This is a genomic window from Clostridium pasteurianum (assembly GCF_001705235.1).
Classification (GTDB): Bacteria; Bacillota; Clostridia; order Clostridiales; family Clostridiaceae; genus Clostridium_S; species Clostridium_S pasteurianum_A.
The window spans coordinates 1,378,832-1,397,314 of sequence record NZ_MCGV01000001.1 but is presented as its reverse complement, the minus strand read 5'-3'; the positions used below and the strand labels follow the sequence as shown (position 1 = coordinate 1,397,314).

Sequence of the window (18,483 nt, the reverse complement as noted above, 5' to 3'; positions counted from 1 at the left end):
AAACTGTTAATTAAGATAGTATTTATGAAAAAAATATATTTTTTTCATAAATACTATTTAAAAATTTTTTCTTTTACCTTATAATATTAGTGGGACATGATTTATGATGCTGGGACTATATATGTCCAGCGGGGTGGTTTAATGCATGAAATTTTAAAATTACAACAAAAGATTGTTCCTGAACTTATGGAGCTTTTACAAAAAAGATATGATATTTTAAGAACTATTAAGTATAATGAGCCTGTAGGTAGAAGAATACTTGCGAGTAAGATTGGAATAGGCGAGAGAGTCGTTAGGACTGAAATAAGTTTTTTAAAGAAGCAGAATCTTATAAGTGTAAATAATCCAGGAATGTCAGTTACTAAAGATGGCGAAGAGATAATTGATAAGCTTAAGAATTTTATAAGGGAATTTAAGGGCTTAACAGATGTTGAAGAGTTTATAGAACAAAAACTTAATATAAAAAAGGTTATAATAGTGCCAGGGAATATCGATGAAGATAGTACAGTTATGAATGAACTTGGAAGAACGGCAGCAAAGTTTATGGAAAACATAATTTTAGACGGAGATATTGTTGCGATTACTGGTGGTACGACTATGAAAAATGTAGTTGATAACTATGAGTCATCACCTACATATCAAAAAGCAGTAGTTGTTCCAGCAAGAGGTGGCATGGAAAGAAATTTAGAAACAGAGGCCAACACTTTAGCAGCCAATCTTGCCAATAAATTGGGTGCTAGTTATAAATTGATACATGTTCCAGATAATTTAAGTAATGAAGCTTTAAGTACGATAATTAACGAGAAGAGCATAAAAAATGCAATTGATACTATACGTAAAGCTGATATAATTATCTATGGAGTCGGTAGGGCTGATGAAATGAGCAAAAGGCGAGGATTAAGTGATGATGAAATATCAAATATTCTTGAAAATGGCTCTGTCGCAGAAGCATTTGGCTATTTTTTTGACAAAGATGGTAAAGTAGTATATCATACTCCATCACTTGGGCTTAAAATCGAAGATATTAAAAATGCAAAAAATATCATAGCTGTTGCAGGAAGTAAATTAAAAGCAGAAGCTATTATTGCAACACAGATACATGGCAAAAAAAATGTTCTCATCACTGATGAAGGAGCTGCCAGAGAAATGGTGAGAATACTTAAAAATGTTGACTAGATGATATTTTTAAGTATTAATATTATGTGCTGCATTTAAATATGGCAATATTATGTTTTAGCTAATAATTATATTTTAGATATAATTTTAGAATATTAAAAAAATTTTGGAGGTAGTTAGAATGGCAAAGATAGCTATTAACGGTTTTGGAAGAATAGGAAGATTAGCTTTAAGAAGAATTCTTGAAGTTCCTGGATTAGAGGTTGTTGCAATAAACGACTTAACTGATGCAAAAATGTTAGCACACTTATTCAAATATGATTCATCACAAGGAAGATTCAAAGGTGAAATTGAAGTTAAAGAAGATGCTTTCATAGTTAATGGAAAAGAAATTAAAGTTTTCGCTGAAAAAGATCCTGAGAAATTACCTTGGGGAAAATTAGGAATAGATGTTGTTCTTGAATGTACTGGTTTCTTCACAAAGAAAGAAAAAGCAGAAGCTCATGTTAGAGCAGGTGCTAAAAAAGTTGTTATTTCAGCTCCAGCTGGAAATGACTTAAAGACAATAGTATTTAATGTTAATAATGACACTCTTGATGGAACTGAAACAGTTGTATCAGGTGCATCATGCACAACTAACTGCTTAGCTCCAATGGCTAAAGTATTAAATGATAATTTTGGAATAGAAAAAGGATTTATGACTACAATCCATGCTTATACTAATGATCAGAACACATTAGATGGTCCACACAGAAAAGGTGATTTAAGAAGAGCTAGAGCTGCTGCTGTAAGTATCATCCCTAACTCAACTGGTGCTGCTAAAGCAATAGCACAAGTTATCCCTGATTTAAAAGGAAAATTAGACGGAAATGCTCAGAGAGTTCCAGTTCCAACTGGTTCAATCACTGAACTTGTTTCAGTTCTTAAGAAAAATGTTACAGTTGAAGAAGTTAATGCTGCAATGAAAGCTGCTGCTAATGAATCATTTGGATACACTGAAGATCCAATAGTTTCAGCTGATGTTGTTGGAATGAACTTCGGATCATTATTTGATGCAACTTTAACTAAGATTGTTGATGTTAACGGATCACAATTAGTTAAAACAGCTGCTTGGTATGATAATGAAATGTCATACACTTCACAATTAGTTAGAACTTTAGAGTACTTTGCAAAAATTGCAAAATAGTTTAAAAGCTCATAGTTAATTAATTTGAATATTTTAAAGTAGAACATAGTAAAAAGGTCTGGTTTTATAGTTGAAGGCTATGAGGCTGGGCCTTTTGTAAAATATTTGTAAAATAAATGATAGGAGTGAATATAATGCAGTTTAACAAGAAGACTATTGAAGATGTAGATGTTAAAGGCAAAAAAGTATTAGTTAGATGTGATTTTAATGTTCCTCTAAAAGATGGAGTAATAACTGATGAAAACAGACTTAATGGAGCACTTCCAACTATAAAATACTTATCAGAACATGGTGCAAAAGTTATACTTTGCTCACACCTTGGAAAACCAAAGGGAGTAGATAAGGCTTTCACACTTGCTCCAGTTGCTAAAAGATTAGGTGAGATGCTTGGACGTGAAGTTAAATTTGCTCCAGATGATACAGTTGTTGGAGAAAATGCTAAAAAAGCAGCTTCTGAATTAAAAGATGGAGACGTTATGCTTCTTGAAAATACAAGATTCAGAAAAGAAGAAAAGAAAAATGAAGATGAATTCTCTAAAGAATTAGCTTCACTTGCAGAAGTATATGTAAATGATGCATTTGGTACTGCTCATAGAGCTCACTGCTCAACAGTTGGAGTAACTAAATTCATAAAGACTGCTGTATGTGGATACTTAATCCAAAAAGAATTAAAATTCTTAGGATCAGCTGTTGAAACTCCAGTTAGACCTTTCGTTGCAATCTTAGGAGGAGCTAAAGTTTCTGATAAAATTAATGTTATAAACAATTTACTTGAAAAAGTAGATACATTAATAATCGGAGGCGGAATGGCTTACACTTTCTTAAAAGCACAAGGCTATACAATAGGAACTTCACTTCTTGAAGCAGACAAAGTTGACTATGCTAAAGAAATGATGCAAAAAGCTAAGGATAAGGGAGTAAAGCTTCTTCTTCCAGTAGATAACATTGTTGGAGCTGAATTTAAAGCAGATACAAAACCAGTTACAACTGATGATGCTAATATACCAGATGGTTACATGGGATTAGATATAGGACCAAAGACTCAAAAACTTTATGCTGATGCAGTTAAAGAAGCTAAGACAGTTGTTTGGAACGGACCTATGGGAGTATTTGAATTTGAAAACTTCGCTAAAGGAACAAAGGACGTTGCAAAAGCTATGGCTGAATCAGATGCAACTACAGTTATAGGAGGAGGAGATAGTGCTGCTGCTGTTAATCAGTTAGGATATGGAGATAAGATGACTCATATTTCAACTGGTGGTGGAGCTTCGCTTGAATTCTTAGAAGGAAAAGAACTTCCGGGAATAGTTGCATTAAACGATAAATAATTAATAATTATTATTAACAAATACAAATTATTGTGATACAATGTATACGAAATAAAAATTAAGGAGTGTATTTAATTGAGAACACCAATAATAGCAGGAAATTGGAAAATGAATAAAACTCCATCTGAAGCAGTAGCTTTAATTGAAGAATTAAAACCACTTGTTAAGGATGCTAAAGTAGACGTAGTTGTTTGCCCTACATTTGTATGTTTAGATGCAGTATTAAAAGCAACAAAGGGAACTAACATAAAAGTTGGAGCACAAAACATGTATTTTGAAGAAAGTGGTGCTTTTACTGGAGAAATAGCACCAAATATGCTTGAAGAAATGGGCGTAGACTTCGTAGTACTTGGTCACAGCGAAAGAAGACAGAACTTTAATGAAACTGATGCAGCAATAAACTTAAAAGTAAAAGCTGCTTTTGCACATAAATTAAATCCTATAGTTTGCTGCGGTGAAACTCTTGAAGAAAGAGAAGCAAATGTAACAAATGAAGTTGTAGGAAAACAAATCAAATTAGATTTAGCAGGATTAACTAAAGAGCAGGCAGAAAAAGTTGTTATAGCTTATGAACCAATTTGGGCTATAGGAACAGGAAAAACTGCTACAGATGATCAGGCTAATGAAACAATAGGAGCAATCAGAAAAGCTGTAGAAGCTGTTTATGGAAAAGAAGTTGCTGAAAAAGTAAGAATCCAATATGGTGGTTCTGTTAAACCAAAGACAATTAAAGCTCAAATGGCTAAGCCAGAAATAGATGGAGCTTTAGTTGGAGGAGCAAGCCTTAAAGCAGAAGATTTTTCACAGATTGTTAACTTCTAATTTTATAAAATTTAGTAGTTTTAGAGTATAACTATATATGATATGTATTATGCTTTAAATATCATAATACATATCATATAAATTAAAGTGATTAAAAAATGTGTTGTTATTTAAGATTATCTTATGAAGTTATAATTAGTAATTGAGAATTGATAATAGAATAGTGTCTGTTGTCAATTGCTAATTAAGGTTAATTAGATGGCAATGTGAAAAATCAGTTTGAAGCCTAAGTGCTAAATTGTTTTTCGTAATAAAGAATGGAGGAATAGTGTTATGGCAAAGAAACCTGTAATGTTAATGATATTAGATGGATTTGGAATTTCAGACAAAATCGAAGGAAATGCAGTAAGGGAAGCCAAAAAACCTAATTTTGATAAATTGTATAGTGAATATCCACACACAAAACTTGGTGCTAGTGGATTAAGTGTAGGACTTCCAGATGGACAAATGGGAAATTCAGAAGTTGGACATTTAAATATAGGAGCAGGAAGGGTTGTATATCAATCTTTAACTAAAATAACAAAGGCAATAGATGATGGAGATTTCTTTGAAAATCCTGCATTAAATAAAGCCGCAGACAATGTACTTAGAAATGATTCAACACTACATTTAATGGGACTTTTATCACCAGGAGGAGTTCATGCACACACAGATCATTTAAAGGGACTTTTAAAGCTTGCAAAGAATAAAGGTATTAAAAAAGTGTTTGTACATGCTTTTCTTGATGGAAGAGATGAACCACCAGCTTCAGCAAAGGAATTTATAAATGATATTGAAGCTTACATGAAAGAATTAGGTGTTGGAGAAATAGCTACACTTTCAGGAAGATACTACGCAATGGATAGAGATAATAGATGGGAAAGAGAAGAACTTGCATATAATGCTATGGTTCTTGGAAAAGGAGAAACAGCAGAAAGTGCAGTTGCAGCTATTGAGGCATCTTACCATGACAATAAGACAGATGAATTTGTACTTCCAACAGTTATAGTTAAAGATGGAAAACCACGTGCAACTATAAAGGATAAGGATTCTGTTATATTCTTTAACTTCAGACCTGATAGAGCAAGACAGATAACTAGGGCAATAGTTGAAGATGATTTTGATGGCTTTAAGAGAGAAAAACTTAACATTGAATTTGTAACAATGACTGAATATGATGCAAAATTCAAGAATGTTGATGTTGCTTTCGGCCCAGAGACAATTGTTAATACACTTGGACAATATGTAAGTAGTAAAGGCTTAAATCAACTTAGAATTGCAGAAACTGAAAAATATGCTCATGTAACATTCTTCTTTAATGGTGGAGTTGAAACTCCAAATAAAAATGAAGATAGAGCGCTTATACCATCACCAAAGGTTGCAACTTATGATTTACAGCCAGAAATGAGTGCATATAAAGTTACAGATGAGCTTTTAAATAGATTAAATCAGGATAAATACGATATGGTTATATTGAATTTTGCAAATCCTGATATGGTTGGACATACTGGAATTCTTGAAGCAGCAGAGAAAGCTGTAGAAGCAGTAGATGAATGCCTTGGAAAAATAGTTAAAAAAGTTCTTGAATTAGATGGAACTGTATTTATAACAGCAGATCATGGAAATTCAGAGCAGATGGTTGATTATTCTACTGGAAATCCTATGACAGCACATACAACTAATCCAGTACCATTTGTTTATGTAAGTAATCATTCTAAAGGTAAGAAATTAGATGAAGGAGTTTTAGCAGATATAGCTCCTACAATGCTTAAAGAAATGGGACTTGATAAACCAGCAGAAATGACTGGAAAGAGTTTAATAGACTAATAAGCAAATTTAAAATATAAGGGAAGAGGTTATCGCATAAATAATTAAGAATAAATAATTAAAAATTAAGAATGAATGTAACTTTTTCTCTGTTACAGTATGAAAAATTTTAAAACTTATGTGCTTCTACTCCTAGTTGCGGAAATGATTTTTTATAAAATGTAGATTTTCCGGAGCAAAGAGGCAGAAAATCATCATTCATTCTTAATTCTTAACTCTTAATTCTTAATTAATTTTATTAATGCGATAACCCCTTTTTTATTTATTGAAGCATAAAAAATAAGAATAATAATGTTGCTTTTAGACCAAAATAGGAAGAGTTAGAATTTTTGTTTAAAATTAAAAAAAGAGGTGTTGTAATATGAAATCTTACGTTGAAATTGTTGATGTATTAGCAAGGCAAATATTAGATTCAAGAGCAAACCCTACTGTTGAAGTTGAAGTAACTCTTGAAGATGGAACGGTTGGTAGAGCATCTGTGCCGTCAGGAGCTTCTACAGGACAGTTTGAAGCTGTTGAATTAAGAGATAATGATAAGTCAAAGTATTTGGGAAAAGGTGTACTCAAGGCAGTTGACAATATAAATGAAACAATAGCTTCAGAACTAATAGGTATGAATGTATTTGATCAAACTTTAATTGATAAAACAATGTTAGAGATTGATGGAACTGAAAATAAATCAAAACTTGGAGCAAATGCAACTCTTGGTGTGTCACTTGCAGTAGCTAGGGCAGCAGCTGGATATCTTGGTATAAGCCTATACCAGTATCTTGGAGGTGTTAATGCTAAAGTTCTTCCTGTTCCAATGATGAACATATTGAATGGAGGAAAGCATGCCGATAATAATGTAGACTTTCAGGAATTCATGATAATGCCTGCAGGAGCACCAAGTTTTAGTGAAGCACTCAGGATGTGCGCAGAAGTATATCACACTTTAAAGGATATTTTAAAATCAAAGGGACTTGATACAGCAGTTGGAGACGAAGGTGGCTTTGCACCAAATCTTAACAGCAATGAAGAGGCAATACAAATTATTCTTGAAGCTGTAACTAAAGCTGGTTATACACCTGGAAAAGATATGTTTATAGCAATGGATCCAGCTTCAACGGAATTTTATGAGAATGGAAAGTATAATCTTAAAGGTGAAGGAAAAGTTTATACATCACAGGAAATGGTTGATGTGTACGCAACTTTAGCTGAAAAATATCCTATAATATCACTTGAAGATGGTATGGCAGAAGAGGATTGGGACGGCTGGAAGCTATTAACTGAGAGAATAGGAGATAAGGTTCAGCTTGTAGGAGACGATTTATTTGTTACAAATACTAAAAGGCTTGAGAAGGGCATAAAGCTTGGAGTTGCAAATTCCATACTTATTAAATTAAACCAAATAGGAACACTTACGGAAACATTAAATGCCATAGAAATGGCTCAAAGGGCAGGATATACGGCTGTAGTATCACATAGGTCTGGTGAGACAGAAGATACTACAATAGCAGATCTTGTCGTAGCTGTAAATGCAGGACAAATAAAAACAGGTGCACCAGCAAGGACTGAAAGAGTTGCAAAATATAATCAGCTTTTAAGAATAGAGGAAGAACTTGACGAAGTTGCTGAATATAGAGGACTTAAAGCTTTTTACAATATAAAAAAATAGTCAGTGAATGGGGAAATTTAATTTGATAAATTTCCCTTATTTTCTATTGTAATATAGTAATGTTTATGATAAAATTAAGTATATACTGGATATGAGCAGGAAATTTATAGGAGGTTTGACATGCATACTTTTTTGATAGTTGCACAAGTTATATTGGCTGTTATTATAATAGTATCTGTCCTTGTACAGCCGGGTAAAATGGATGGTTTTATGAATCCAATATCAGGTACAAATGAGACATTTTTTGCTAAAAATAAGTCTAAAACAAAAGAAGCATTTCTTGCAAGAATTACAATTGTGACTTCAATACTATTTGCACTAATTCTTATTTTTTTGAATCTAAAACAATTTAAGTAGATAATGTCATAAAGATATGATTCATTTTATATTTTGAATTGTATCTTTTTTATTTTAGTAATTTTGTGTTGAATAATATCAGTAATAATTGATAAGAATTATAATGAGGTGATATAAATGAGCGTACAGGAAAGTATACTTGAATTTATGCGTAAACAGGCATACAAACCTATGAATATAAAAGAATTATCTGAAGCTTTTGACGTAAAAAAAGCTGATTATAAAATATTTAAGAAATTACTTAAGGATATGTCGAAGGAAGGACTTATAATAAAAAACAGAACAGATCATTATGGTGTGCCAGAAAAGATGGGTCTTATAACAGGAACTCTTCAAGGAAATGCTAAGGGTTTTGGTTTTGTTATAGCAGATGAAGAAAGACCTGACATATATGTGCCTTCTCCATATATGAATGGAGCGCTAAATGGTGATAAAGTTGTTGCAAAAATATTAAAAGAAAATGAGAATGGTAAAAAGTGTGAAGGCGAAATAATAAGAATTCTTGAGAGAGCCAATAAAACAATAGTTGGAACTTATGAGGATAGTAAAAATTTTGGCTTTGTTGTTGCAGATGATGTAAGAATAGCTCAAGATGTATTTATACCTAAGGGTAGTGCAAAGGGAGCAAAACATGGTGATGTAGTAGTTGCTGAAATAACTCAGTGGCCTAAGAAAAAAAGAAATCCAGAAGGAAAGGTAATTGAGATACTAGGCAATAAAGGGGACAAAGGAGTAGACATACTTACCATAATAAAAAAGCATAAACTTCCAGAAAAATTCCCTGCAAAAGTAGAGAATTTTGCAGCTAGTATACCACAAGAAATACCAGAGAGTGAGTACAAAAGGCGTAGAGATCTTAGAGATATAAAGATGGTTACTATTGATGGTGAAGACGCAAAGGATCTTGATGATGCAGTATCTTTAGAAGTGCTTCCTAATGGTAATTTTAAACTTGGAGTACATATAGCTGATGTTTCAAATTATGTAAGAGAAAATAATCCACTGGATCAAGAGGCTCTTAAAAGGGGAAATTCAGTTTACTTAATAGATAGGGTTATTCCAATGCTGCCTAAAAAGCTTTCAAATGGAATATGCAGTCTTAATCCAAGACAGGATAGACTTGCTATGACCTGCATGATGGAAATAGATCATACAGGTAAGGTTCTAAAACATGATATATTTGAAAGTGTAATAAGCACCAATGAGAGAATGACATATACAGATGTAACCAAGATATTACGTGATAAAGACGAAGAAACTATAAAAAGGTATGATTATCTTTATGAAGATTTCAAGGCTATGGAAGAATTAGCTTCAATACTATATAAAAAGAGAATTGCAAGAGGGGCAATAGACTTTGAGTTTGAGGAAAGTAAGATAACTCTTAATGAACTCGGGAAACCAGTACAAATAGGGCCATACGAAAGAGCTGTTGCTAATAGAATAATAGAGGAATTTATGCTAGTTTGTAATGAAACTGTAGCTGAACACTTTTTCTGGGCTAATATTCCTTTTGTCTACAGAGTTCATGAGGACCCGGATAGTGAAAAGCTTGAAAGATTCAATGAATTTGTTCATAATATTGGATATGCAGTAAAATGGGGAGCAGAGGTTCATCCAAAGCAGCTCCAAGATGTAATTGAAAAAATAAAGGGAACAAAAGAGGAAACAGTTGTCAGCACACTTCTTCTCCGTTCATTAAAACAGGCAAGATATTCTCCAGAATGTTCAGGACATTTTGGTTTGGCTGCAAGGTATTACTGTCACTTTACTTCTCCAATAAGAAGATATCCTGATCTAATGATACACAGGGTCATAAAGGAATATATAAACGGACAGATGGATGAGAAGAGGTCAAAGAAGCTTATAGGAACAGTTGACTATGCAGCAATACAATCTTCTCAAATGGAGAGAGTTGCTCAGGAAGCAGAGAGAGAAGTAGATTCTCTAAAGAAAGCAGAATACATGGCAGATAGAATAGGCGAAGAATATGATGGAATAATATCTTCAGTAACAAACTTCGGTATATTTGTTCAGCTTCCTAATACTATTGAAGGTCTTGTGCACATAAGTGAGCTTACGGATGATTATTATGTATATGATGAAAAGTATTTGAGTCTAGTAGGTGAGAGAACTAAGAAAATATATAAATTAGGTGATGAAGTTAGGATAAGAGTTGAAAAGGTAGATCTTGATTCACATGAAATATATTTTAAATTAACTGACAGTTCAGATGAAGATAGTGAAACGGAAGAAGACGTAGAGGAATAAATTGATTAACTTATGTTTCTAGGTATGATATAATTTATGTGAGGTTTAGTGTAAGGTGAAACCTCACATAAATTAAACGAAAATACAAGTAGGTGACACTATGGCTAAAAAAAATGCAGAAAATAACACTTTAGCTGATAATAGAAAGGCATGGCATGACTATTTCATTGAAGAAACTTATGAATGTGGAATAGAACTTGTTGGTACAGAAGTAAAATCCATAAGAAACGGCAGAGCAAACCTTAAGGATAGCTATGCTGAAATACGAAATGGAGAGGTATTTGTATGCAATGTTCATGTCAGTCCATATAAGCAGGGAAATATATTTAACGTAGATCCCCTGAGAAAGAGGAAACTTCTTCTTCACAAGAGCGAAATTACTAGACTTTTAGGATATACTGCTCAAAAGGGATATACATTAGTTCCAATTGCAATGTATTTAAAGAATAGAAGAGTAAAAGTAAAGCTTGCTGTTGCTCAAGGTAAGAAGAGCTACGATAAGAGAGAAGCTATGAAGGAAAAAGCAGCTAAAAGGGACATAGATAGAGCAATGAAAAACAACAGATAATAGAAGTAGGGGAAAAAAACTCTACTTGAAATTATCATTTCATAGGAGTATTATAGTATTCGTTGTAGGTGATAAATTTACTTGCAAATAAATTTAAATGTGATATAATCATTATTACTGATTAAGAATCACAAAATTTATCAACGTTATCCACACGAAACACTGTGTTTTATTCACAGGTTTGTGCCTTTTAATTTTAAATTTGTGCATAACTTTGAGGTTTAAAATTAAATAATAATATGGGGGCGCTTTTGGTTTCGACGGGGATGATGTGTCGTCTAGGAAGCGAGTCGAGGGAACCTGTGGACCCGCGTTAAAAAACTATGGGCCTAAAAATAAAGGATAACGAAAATAATTTAGCTTTAGCTGCGTAGTCAGCTAACGTCAGCCTGAGAGTCCCGCGACTCAGGATCTGGCGTCGAAAGCGGGGAACCGAGCCTTACAAAGCTTTGAGTAAGGAACGGAATTTATGAAGCTACTGAAGTGAGGAGCCTGTTCGTAGGCGCCTCATGGAGGGAATGTTAAAATGCGAACTGCACTCGGAGATGCTTAGGTGGTACCATTTTCGGACAGGGGTTCGATTCATTCAGAGTCGCCTTATGAAGTGATTCATAAGTGATAATCCGGCTTTATCGGTGAAACCGCAGCGTAAAGACGGCGGCAATACCGAGTGGTATGGGAGGAAACTCACCAGCCGTGTATCGACTTATAGACTTCTAAGTTCACAGATGTGAATATGAAGCACTAGGATAGAAGATTAAAACTAAATTATGCTTCTATAATACGCCGGGAGGCTGCTAGCAATAGCATGTCTAAAATATAGTCAGTACTATTTCGAAAGAGTAGATAATTACGTCCCCTCGCCTCCACCAATAATAAACCCCATGACATAATGTCGTGGGGTTTTACCTATATAATTAAATTAGTTATGTTTATAAAAATCACGTTGAGATAATATTTGGTATAGTCCTCTATTTTATTCTTCTAAATTCTTCATAAAACTCAGTTTTCAATTTTAACATTTTGTTTGAATATCTCCCATTCCTAGGAGTTAACTTTTTATATTTTTCCAATATCAATTTAGCCCTCTGCTTTTTCGAGGAAATCACTAGATAATCAGATATTTCTTCCAATAAATTTATAGCATCATTATACCTTAAGTAATAAGTGTATGAGTCTTTATGTTTTTTTGTGTTATAATTTTTCTTCTTTATTATAGTGCCAGCATTTATTTTGTTTTTTATCCAAGTAAGCAATTCTAAAGTTGTAGAAGCTATAGATATACAAGGAGCAGGAAATTGATTATTGTGAAACTTTATAAGCATAACACTGCCTTCACCATCAATTATTCCCGCAATGTAAGCTGTTTCTTCAGAAGTCATAATATCACCTTTTACATAAATAATATTTATTATCTGCATAAATCAGTAAAAATATAAGCGTTATAAATAATTAGCAAAGGAACAATTTGGTGCTGGAATAAAAATAGTACAAGGGAAGAAAACAACAGAAATTAACTAAAGCATAGAAATAGAGTAGAGTGACGGTTGATTTGCCTTCACTCTACTCTATAATTTAATAGGATGAACTTAGCATTAGCAATTTTAAACTTTCATAGTAGCTATACTAATAGTGACAACCTGTTTGGTTCACCACGCATTTGCATAGACATTGCCATCATGCTTGCATATACTTGTGCACAAGCCTGTCTATATGAAGTTGATTCTCGTGCCATATCTGCATCCTTATAATTTGAATATGCAGATTGCATGTTAGAAGAAGCTTGATTAGCATTTGATGCACTATAGTCAAGTCTATTTGTCATTGCACCCACATTAGCACGTGAAGAAGAAAGATTACTAATTGCTTTATCAATGCTGTCCAATGTTTTTAGAGCATCCGATTGTGTTGAAACATTACCGGTTACGCCTAACCCTTTGCTGGACATATCTCCAATAGAAGTAGAAACAGTTCCGTCACTATCTGTTCCAGTTTGTGTTGCGAAATTTTTTAACGTACCATTATTAGTATAAATTCCATTGAATTGTGTGGCATTAGCATTTGAGTCTAACTGTTCTTTCAATTGATTCATTTCAGCTTGAATATCAGCACGATTTGAATCATTTAGAGTACCATTAGAAGCCTGCAGGGACAATTCTCGCATACGTTGAAGAACGTCTTCGCTGTTGTTCATTCCACCTTCAGCAGTATTTAATAGGTCTTGAGTCTGTGAAATATTATTAGAGGCTTGATTTAAACCGTTATATTGACTTTTGAGATTCTCTGAAATTGCTAATCCAGCAGCATCATCTTTGGCACTATTAATTCTATTAGCTGTGCTTATGCGTAGCATTGCCATTTGTTGATTTTGAAGTGCATTGTTGTAGTATGAATTTATTTGCATTTTTATCACCTCCTCCATATAATATATACAATGTGAAACTTGAAAATTATTTGCTTATATATAAATTTTTATCGTCATTGGACATATAAACTTTACATGGAAGGCTGTTCTATTTATATAAATTAAAAAAAGAATTTACATAAGCTTTGGTACTTGTGTTTTTGTTAATGTATTATAATCTAAAATTTTAAATGATAGTTCTAATTTGAATAAGTTATTATTGTACCTTAATGATATACCAAGTAAACTTTCGATTTTATGAAAACGGTAAAAGAATGTGCTTCGATGTATATTTAGTTGTCTAGATGTATCGTTGGCATTTCTGTTGTTTTTTAGATAAGTCTTTAGAGTTTTAAATAATTCTGTTTTATGTTGATCATCAAATTTAATGAGTTTTTTAATCCAAGGGTGGACTAAAGTTAATAAATTTATTTTATATAAATCATTGGTTGTACGCATAGACATATTAAATAAATAATACTCTATATAATCTTCAAAATAATTTATAGTATTATATATTTTCATACATGATGATAACTCTAAGGCGTATATAGATTGATAAAAAAAATCTTGTATATCTAATAAATTTTCAAAAACAATACTAATTCCGCAGCGTAAATTATTTAATTTCAAAAATTCTAAAAGAGTTTCTTTAAGGGAATCATTAATAACCTCTTTATGTTCATTACTTATAAGAAAAATAATTGTATCTTTATAATATGTTGAAATGCAATTTCTTAGTATATTTTTAAAATTCTTTATTAATTCCTTTAATCCGAAATTATCTCTATAATCATTATATTTTTGTTTAAATGGTATTGAAAGTATAATTAAGTTTTTTGATAAATTAAAATTTATATAGTGCAGTCGTTCGGTCATATATTCAATATTATCTATCCTATTTATTAATAAATCTGTTAAATAATATTCTTCAGCCAATCCAGAAGTACTGATAAATATATTTTCTTTCTGAAGTTGAATGGAAAAGACCCTAGATAGGATATTAGTCAATTCTAAATCTTCCTCCTGAAATTTTCTTTTACTTTGTAAAACAGATATATACCCAACAGTAATATTGTTAATTCTGATAGAACAAAAAATTAAAGTTTTGTCTGAGTTATAAAAAAAAGCGTTATCTGAATTATATATGTTATCAATACATTTATTTCTTTTCATTAATTGAATAATATCTAGTAAAAGGTAATTTTCTCCGTTATGAGTTTCTATACTTGAGTTATCAAGTTTTGCCAGATTTGAGCGAGTGATAATGCGATAACTGGTATCTAAAATAAAAATAGGATTACTTAAAAAGTTTTCGCCTATGTTAAGAATTCCATCTATACTGTTTTGAGTAAATAAACTATTGTAAAGTTCGTATTTCTTTTTATATAAATCATTTTTTTTCTGCATAAGTTTCTCCTTATTGTATTCGAATTAGAAAAGTGTCTAACAAATAAACAATTTAAAGCATCATTTTAATACTTATTTTGGATGAATTGTACTTCTTTACATGTTATATTATAACAAATGACTTAATTTTGTAAGTGGAAATTTATAGCTTATAAAAAAGGCAAAACATAAAATCATAAAACGACTTAAGAAAAATATTAAGATTGTCAAAAGGAGAGTATATTATGGCTTTTACAGTATTAGGTATCACCGCAGGAAGAAAGAATTCAAATTCTGAAATTCTATTAAAGGAAGCATTATTAGCTTGTGAGGAACAAGGCGCAGAAGTTAAAATGATTAATTTAAGAGATTACAACATTATTGAATGTACAGGATGCACAGCTTGCACACAGGGTATGAGTAAGGGAAAAAATGTTGGGTGTACATTAAGTAAAAAAGATGATAAACAGGCAATAATGGATGTTATGTTAAATGTAGATGCTTTAATTGCATCAGCACCAACATATGATCTAATGCCAACAGCGACATTTACAAAATTTATGCATAGAAATCTTGCATATGAATCAGCGTTTTTAGAATCAATTGGAGCAATCGAGCATAAAGATAGAGTCGCAGGATTAATTGCAGTTGGAGGATCTACTCGTTCATGGCAATCAATGGCTTTAGAAGGCATGCAAGCTACATGTTTTACAAATGACTTTAAAGTAGTGGATATGTATCTAGCAACAAGAGTACCAGCACCAAAACAATGTTTATTACATGATGATATGATTGAACGTGCTCATAAGGTGGGTGAAAATATCATGAAATCATTAAACACACCAGTAGTAGAAAGAGGCTGGCTTGGTGATGAAGGTATGGGATGGTGTCCAAATTGTCATTCAAATGCATTAATTTTAGGGGAACCACAATGGGATGGATTATGTTTTCCAGTTGAATGTCAAGTTTGTGGTGCAGGCGGAAATTTAGAAAAGACAGAAGAAGGTAAATGGAAGTTTGTAATTCAAGAAGATGGATTAAGTCGTGACCGTACAGATACTGAAGGAAGAAAGGAGCATTGTAAGGAAATTATTCATACACAAGGTGGCTTTTATACAGAAGAAAATTTAAGAATTGTCAATGAAAAATTTGCTAAATATAAGGATTTAAAATTTCCCACAATTGAAATAAATAAATAATAGATATGAAATTTTTATAAATCTCCAAACTGATGTAATATAAAATTACTTAGGTTTGGAGATTTTTTAATCACGTACCCTTTGTCATGATTGATATACATAAAAGATAGTAAAATTATTTGAGTAATTCCATGATTGATGATAGTATATAATGGAAAATGCAATTGTAAAGTTTAAGATACTATTATATTAAGGTGAAGGGGATAAGGTATGTTAGAGGTTATAATCTGTGAGGATAACTCAGTACATAGGAAAAAAATAAAAGAAATTATTGAAAATACTATATTGCGCGAAGAAATGAATTTAAAAATAACGCTTTGTACAGGCAGCCCGCAGGAAGTAATTGAGTATGTAGAAAAAAATAATACAATAGGAATATATTTTTTAGATGTAGATTTAAAATGCAGCATGAATGGTATAAGGCTTGGAGAAAAAATAAGGGAGCTGGATACAAGAGGATTCATAGTATTTACTACAACTCATTTGGAAATGAGCTATCTTGCCTTTAAGTACAAAGTTGAAGCTATGGAGTATGTTATTAAAGATGATGATGACTTTAAGGAGAGACTCAATAGTTGTATTATAAAAGCATATAACGTTTATTATAATGACAAAAACAAAGATGAGTATATTTCAATTAATACAGATGCAAGAACTATAAAGGTTAAGCTTAGTGATATTCTGTTTGTCGAAACTGCAGAGGTAGCACATAAAATACGAATTCACGAAGAAAATAGTCAGATTGAGTTTTATGGAAAACTTAGTGATATACAAGAGAAGCTAGGCTCCAACTTTTATAGATGTCATAAATCTTATATAGTAAATAAGGACAAGATTGAAGAAGTGGACAGAAAAAACAATAAAATAATAATGATAAATGGGGAGGAATGCTATGTTTCTGTCAGATATAAAAGGGGACTTTTATCATGATGTATTTTGCTCAGTTATTAGTTAAGTTCACTTTAATTCCAGCTTTTCTTCCTGCTGTTTTGTGCTGCATTTCTGTATGTCTTTTTTATAGAAATATAATAAATATGAAGGAGTTAGGAAAATTTTTTTTCATTTCTTATATAATTAATATAGTATTGCTGACGGGCTCATATCTTATAATACTTCCAATACTAACTGCAATATCTATAGTTAAGCTGAGAGATGACAAAGATAAAAACAAAATAAAAATATTGATGGCTATTTATAGTACATGCGTTATTAGTATATTGACAAATATTTTTGTACTCTTAGTTTCACATGAAAAAGTAGAAGAGTACAATGTTAATTTATCCAAGTATCAAATCATGAGTTGTATCATAAGCTTAATTATTATATTTTTGGTATGGGGTATTACTAGGGTAATCGGAAAAAAGATGAAAGTTAAGCAAAATAAATCTCTAGAAAAAGTAAGACTTAGAATGATTGTTAGTATAAGTATACCCATTGCCATAGTCATATTCTTAATTTTCTTTCTAACATATAGGAGTAAGCTTCAAGATTTTGCTATGTCAAATTTCGTACCTCAAATGCTGCCGCTCATATCTATTATTCTTATTATCTCAATAATATATAATTATGATAAAACTGTTGAAAGCTCAGTAGAACTAAAAAGGGAAGTTGAGGAGAAGAAGCAGATAGAAGAATATTCCCATGTAATTGAGGGCATGTATAGTGATACTAGAAGATTTAAGCATGATTATATGAATATGCTCTCACCTCTTAAAGGATATATAGACAGTAATGATATGGATGGGCTTAAAGAGTTCTTTTATGGAAATGTTATAGATATGGACAAGGATATACAATGGAATAATACCAACATAGATAAGTTAAAATATATTAATATTACAGGCTTAAAAGCTATACTATCAACAAAACTTATAAAAGCTGTATCTATGAATGTAGATATAAAGGTAGAGATATTAGAGGATATTAATGGGGTATCTATGAATATCATGGATTTATGTAGGATAATAGGTATACTTTTTGATAATGCAATTGAAGCCTCAACAGAATGTGAATATCCGAAGCTTTCCATTTGTATTGTTAATAAAGATGGTTATGTGCTTATAGCAATTCAAAACAATTTCTTTGGAGAAAAACCTGCAATTTATAAAATATATAAGGAGGGATTTTCAACAAAGGGCAAAGGCAGAGGACTTGGATTATATACAGTTAAACATATTATAGATACAAAATACGATAATGCATTTCTTAATACATCTATTGAAAATAACATGTTTATTCAAGAACTATGGATTAAGAATAAATAGGAAGCATTCAGGCAGATGAATGCTTCTTTTGCGTTCCTGACCGTAAGTTTTTTATTCTTAACCGTAATGAAAGGTACTACTTAGGAAGATATATATCTTATTTAAGATATGATGCG

At 31.8% G+C, this 18,483-nt stretch carries 15 protein-coding genes and 1 other RNA gene; 13 read left to right on the top strand and 3 right to left on the bottom strand.

Annotated features, from left to right (window positions below):
- The first annotated feature begins 141 nt into the window (after positions 1–141).
- From BEE63_RS06080 to ssrA, 10 genes are all read left to right on the top strand, one after another.
- Positions 142–1,176, top strand: coding sequence for a sugar-binding transcriptional regulator (locus BEE63_RS06080; RefSeq protein WP_066020530.1), 1,035 nt, complete (start codon positions 142–144; stop codon positions 1,174–1,176).
- A gap of 121 nt (positions 1,177–1,297) precedes the next feature.
- The gene (gene gap / locus BEE63_RS06075) at positions 1,298–2,302 is read left to right on the top strand and encodes a type I glyceraldehyde-3-phosphate dehydrogenase (RefSeq protein ID WP_066020529.1); all 1,005 of its coding nucleotides are present in this window, start codon (positions 1,298–1,300) and stop codon (positions 2,300–2,302) included.
- A gap of 134 nt (positions 2,303–2,436) precedes the next feature.
- Complete coding sequence (locus BEE63_RS06070; RefSeq protein ID WP_066020528.1) at positions 2,437–3,630, top strand: phosphoglycerate kinase; 1,194 nt, start codon at positions 2,437–2,439, stop codon at positions 3,628–3,630.
- Between the two features lie 75 nt (positions 3,631–3,705).
- Entirely contained in the window at positions 3,706–4,452 is a 747-nt protein-coding gene (tpiA, locus tag BEE63_RS06065; RefSeq protein WP_066020527.1) for a triose-phosphate isomerase, read from the top strand.
- Between the two features lie 273 nt (positions 4,453–4,725).
- Positions 4,726–6,258 (top strand): 2,3-bisphosphoglycerate-independent phosphoglycerate mutase, encoded by a 1,533-nt coding sequence (gene gpmI / locus BEE63_RS06060; protein ID WP_066020526.1) that lies wholly within the window; start codon positions 4,726–4,728, stop codon positions 6,256–6,258.
- Between the two features lie 361 nt (positions 6,259–6,619).
- A complete protein-coding gene (eno, locus tag BEE63_RS06055; protein WP_066020525.1) occupies positions 6,620–7,915 on the top strand; it encodes a phosphopyruvate hydratase in 1,296 nt (431 codons plus the stop codon).
- A gap of 120 nt (positions 7,916–8,035) precedes the next feature.
- Positions 8,036–8,272: a preprotein translocase subunit SecG gene (gene secG, locus BEE63_RS06050; protein WP_066020524.1), complete on the top strand. Its 237-nt coding sequence runs from the start codon at positions 8,036–8,038 to the stop codon at positions 8,270–8,272.
- 117 nt (positions 8,273–8,389) lie between these two features.
- Complete coding sequence (gene rnr, locus BEE63_RS06045; RefSeq protein ID WP_066020523.1) at positions 8,390–10,543, top strand: ribonuclease R; 2,154 nt, start codon at positions 8,390–8,392, stop codon at positions 10,541–10,543.
- A 100-nt stretch (positions 10,544–10,643) separates the two neighbouring features.
- The gene (smpB, locus tag BEE63_RS06040) at positions 10,644–11,111 is read left to right on the top strand and encodes an SsrA-binding protein SmpB (protein WP_066020522.1); all 468 of its coding nucleotides are present in this window, start codon (positions 10,644–10,646) and stop codon (positions 11,109–11,111) included.
- Between the two features lie 250 nt (positions 11,112–11,361).
- Positions 11,362–11,696, top strand: a transfer-messenger RNA (tmRNA) gene (ssrA, locus tag BEE63_RS06035).
- Between the two features lie 386 nt (positions 11,697–12,082).
- On the opposite strand, the gene BEE63_RS06030 is transcribed toward ssrA, so the two are convergent.
- From BEE63_RS06030 to BEE63_RS06020, 3 genes are all read right to left on the bottom strand, one after another.
- Positions 12,083–12,493, bottom strand: a complete 411-nt coding sequence (locus BEE63_RS06030) for an LAGLIDADG family homing endonuclease (RefSeq protein ID WP_066020521.1) — start codon at positions 12,491–12,493, stop codon at positions 12,083–12,085.
- A gap of 239 nt (positions 12,494–12,732) precedes the next feature.
- On the bottom strand, positions 12,733–13,515 hold the full coding sequence (locus tag BEE63_RS06025) for a flagellin (RefSeq protein ID WP_175400831.1): 783 nt from the start codon (positions 13,513–13,515) through the stop codon (positions 12,733–12,735).
- A gap of 135 nt (positions 13,516–13,650) precedes the next feature.
- Entirely contained in the window at positions 13,651–14,925 is a 1,275-nt protein-coding gene (locus BEE63_RS06020) for a PucR family transcriptional regulator (protein ID WP_066020519.1), read from the bottom strand.
- Between the two features lie 224 nt (positions 14,926–15,149).
- On the opposite strand from BEE63_RS06020, the gene BEE63_RS06015 reads away from it, so the two are divergent.
- The 3 genes from BEE63_RS06015 to BEE63_RS06005 all read left to right on the top strand — a co-directional run bounded on the left by BEE63_RS06015 (position 15,150) and on the right by BEE63_RS06005 (position 18,367).
- Positions 15,150–16,103 (top strand): flavodoxin family protein, encoded by a 954-nt coding sequence (locus tag BEE63_RS06015; protein WP_066020518.1) that lies wholly within the window; start codon positions 15,150–15,152, stop codon positions 16,101–16,103.
- A gap of 210 nt (positions 16,104–16,313) precedes the next feature.
- Positions 16,314–17,033 carry a LytR/AlgR family response regulator transcription factor gene (locus BEE63_RS06010; protein ID WP_066020517.1) on the top strand — a complete coding sequence of 240 codons (720 nt, stop codon included), beginning with the start codon at positions 16,314–16,316 and terminating at the stop codon, positions 17,031–17,033.
- The gene (locus BEE63_RS06005) at positions 17,030–18,367 is read left to right on the top strand and encodes a sensor histidine kinase (protein ID WP_139111555.1); all 1,338 of its coding nucleotides are present in this window, start codon (positions 17,030–17,032) and stop codon (positions 18,365–18,367) included. Before BEE63_RS06010 ends, BEE63_RS06005 begins: the two co-directional genes overlap by 4 nt.
- Positions 18,368–18,483: the final 116 nt, after the last annotated feature.

Coding starts and splice junctions, on each gene's coding strand:
- BEE63_RS06070 (WP_066020528.1), top strand. CDS start 2,437: ATGCAGTTTAACAAGAAGACTATTGAAGATGTAGATGTTAAAGGCAAA.
- BEE63_RS06010 (WP_066020517.1), top strand. CDS start 16,314: ATGTTAGAGGTTATAATCTGTGAGGATAACTCAGTACATAGGAAAAAA.
- smpB (WP_066020522.1), top strand. CDS start 10,644: ATGGCTAAAAAAAATGCAGAAAATAACACTTTAGCTGATAATAGAAAG.
- BEE63_RS06005 (WP_139111555.1), top strand. CDS start 17,030: ATGATGTATTTTGCTCAGTTATTAGTTAAGTTCACTTTAATTCCAGCT.
- gap (WP_066020529.1), top strand. CDS start 1,298: ATGGCAAAGATAGCTATTAACGGTTTTGGAAGAATAGGAAGATTAGCT.
- gpmI (WP_066020526.1), top strand. CDS start 4,726: ATGGCAAAGAAACCTGTAATGTTAATGATATTAGATGGATTTGGAATT.
- BEE63_RS06080 (WP_066020530.1), top strand. CDS start 142: ATGCATGAAATTTTAAAATTACAACAAAAGATTGTTCCTGAACTTATG.
- BEE63_RS06015 (WP_066020518.1), top strand. CDS start 15,150: ATGGCTTTTACAGTATTAGGTATCACCGCAGGAAGAAAGAATTCAAAT.
- BEE63_RS06025 (WP_175400831.1), bottom strand. CDS start 13,515: ATGCAAATAAATTCATACTACAACAATGCACTTCAAAATCAACAAATG.
- rnr (WP_066020523.1), top strand. CDS start 8,390: ATGAGCGTACAGGAAAGTATACTTGAATTTATGCGTAAACAGGCATAC.
- BEE63_RS06020 (WP_066020519.1), bottom strand. CDS start 14,925: ATGCAGAAAAAAAATGATTTATATAAAAAGAAATACGAACTTTACAAT.
- secG (WP_066020524.1), top strand. CDS start 8,036: ATGCATACTTTTTTGATAGTTGCACAAGTTATATTGGCTGTTATTATA.
- BEE63_RS06030 (WP_066020521.1), bottom strand. CDS start 12,493: ATGACTTCTGAAGAAACAGCTTACATTGCGGGAATAATTGATGGTGAA.
- eno (WP_066020525.1), top strand. CDS start 6,620: ATGAAATCTTACGTTGAAATTGTTGATGTATTAGCAAGGCAAATATTA.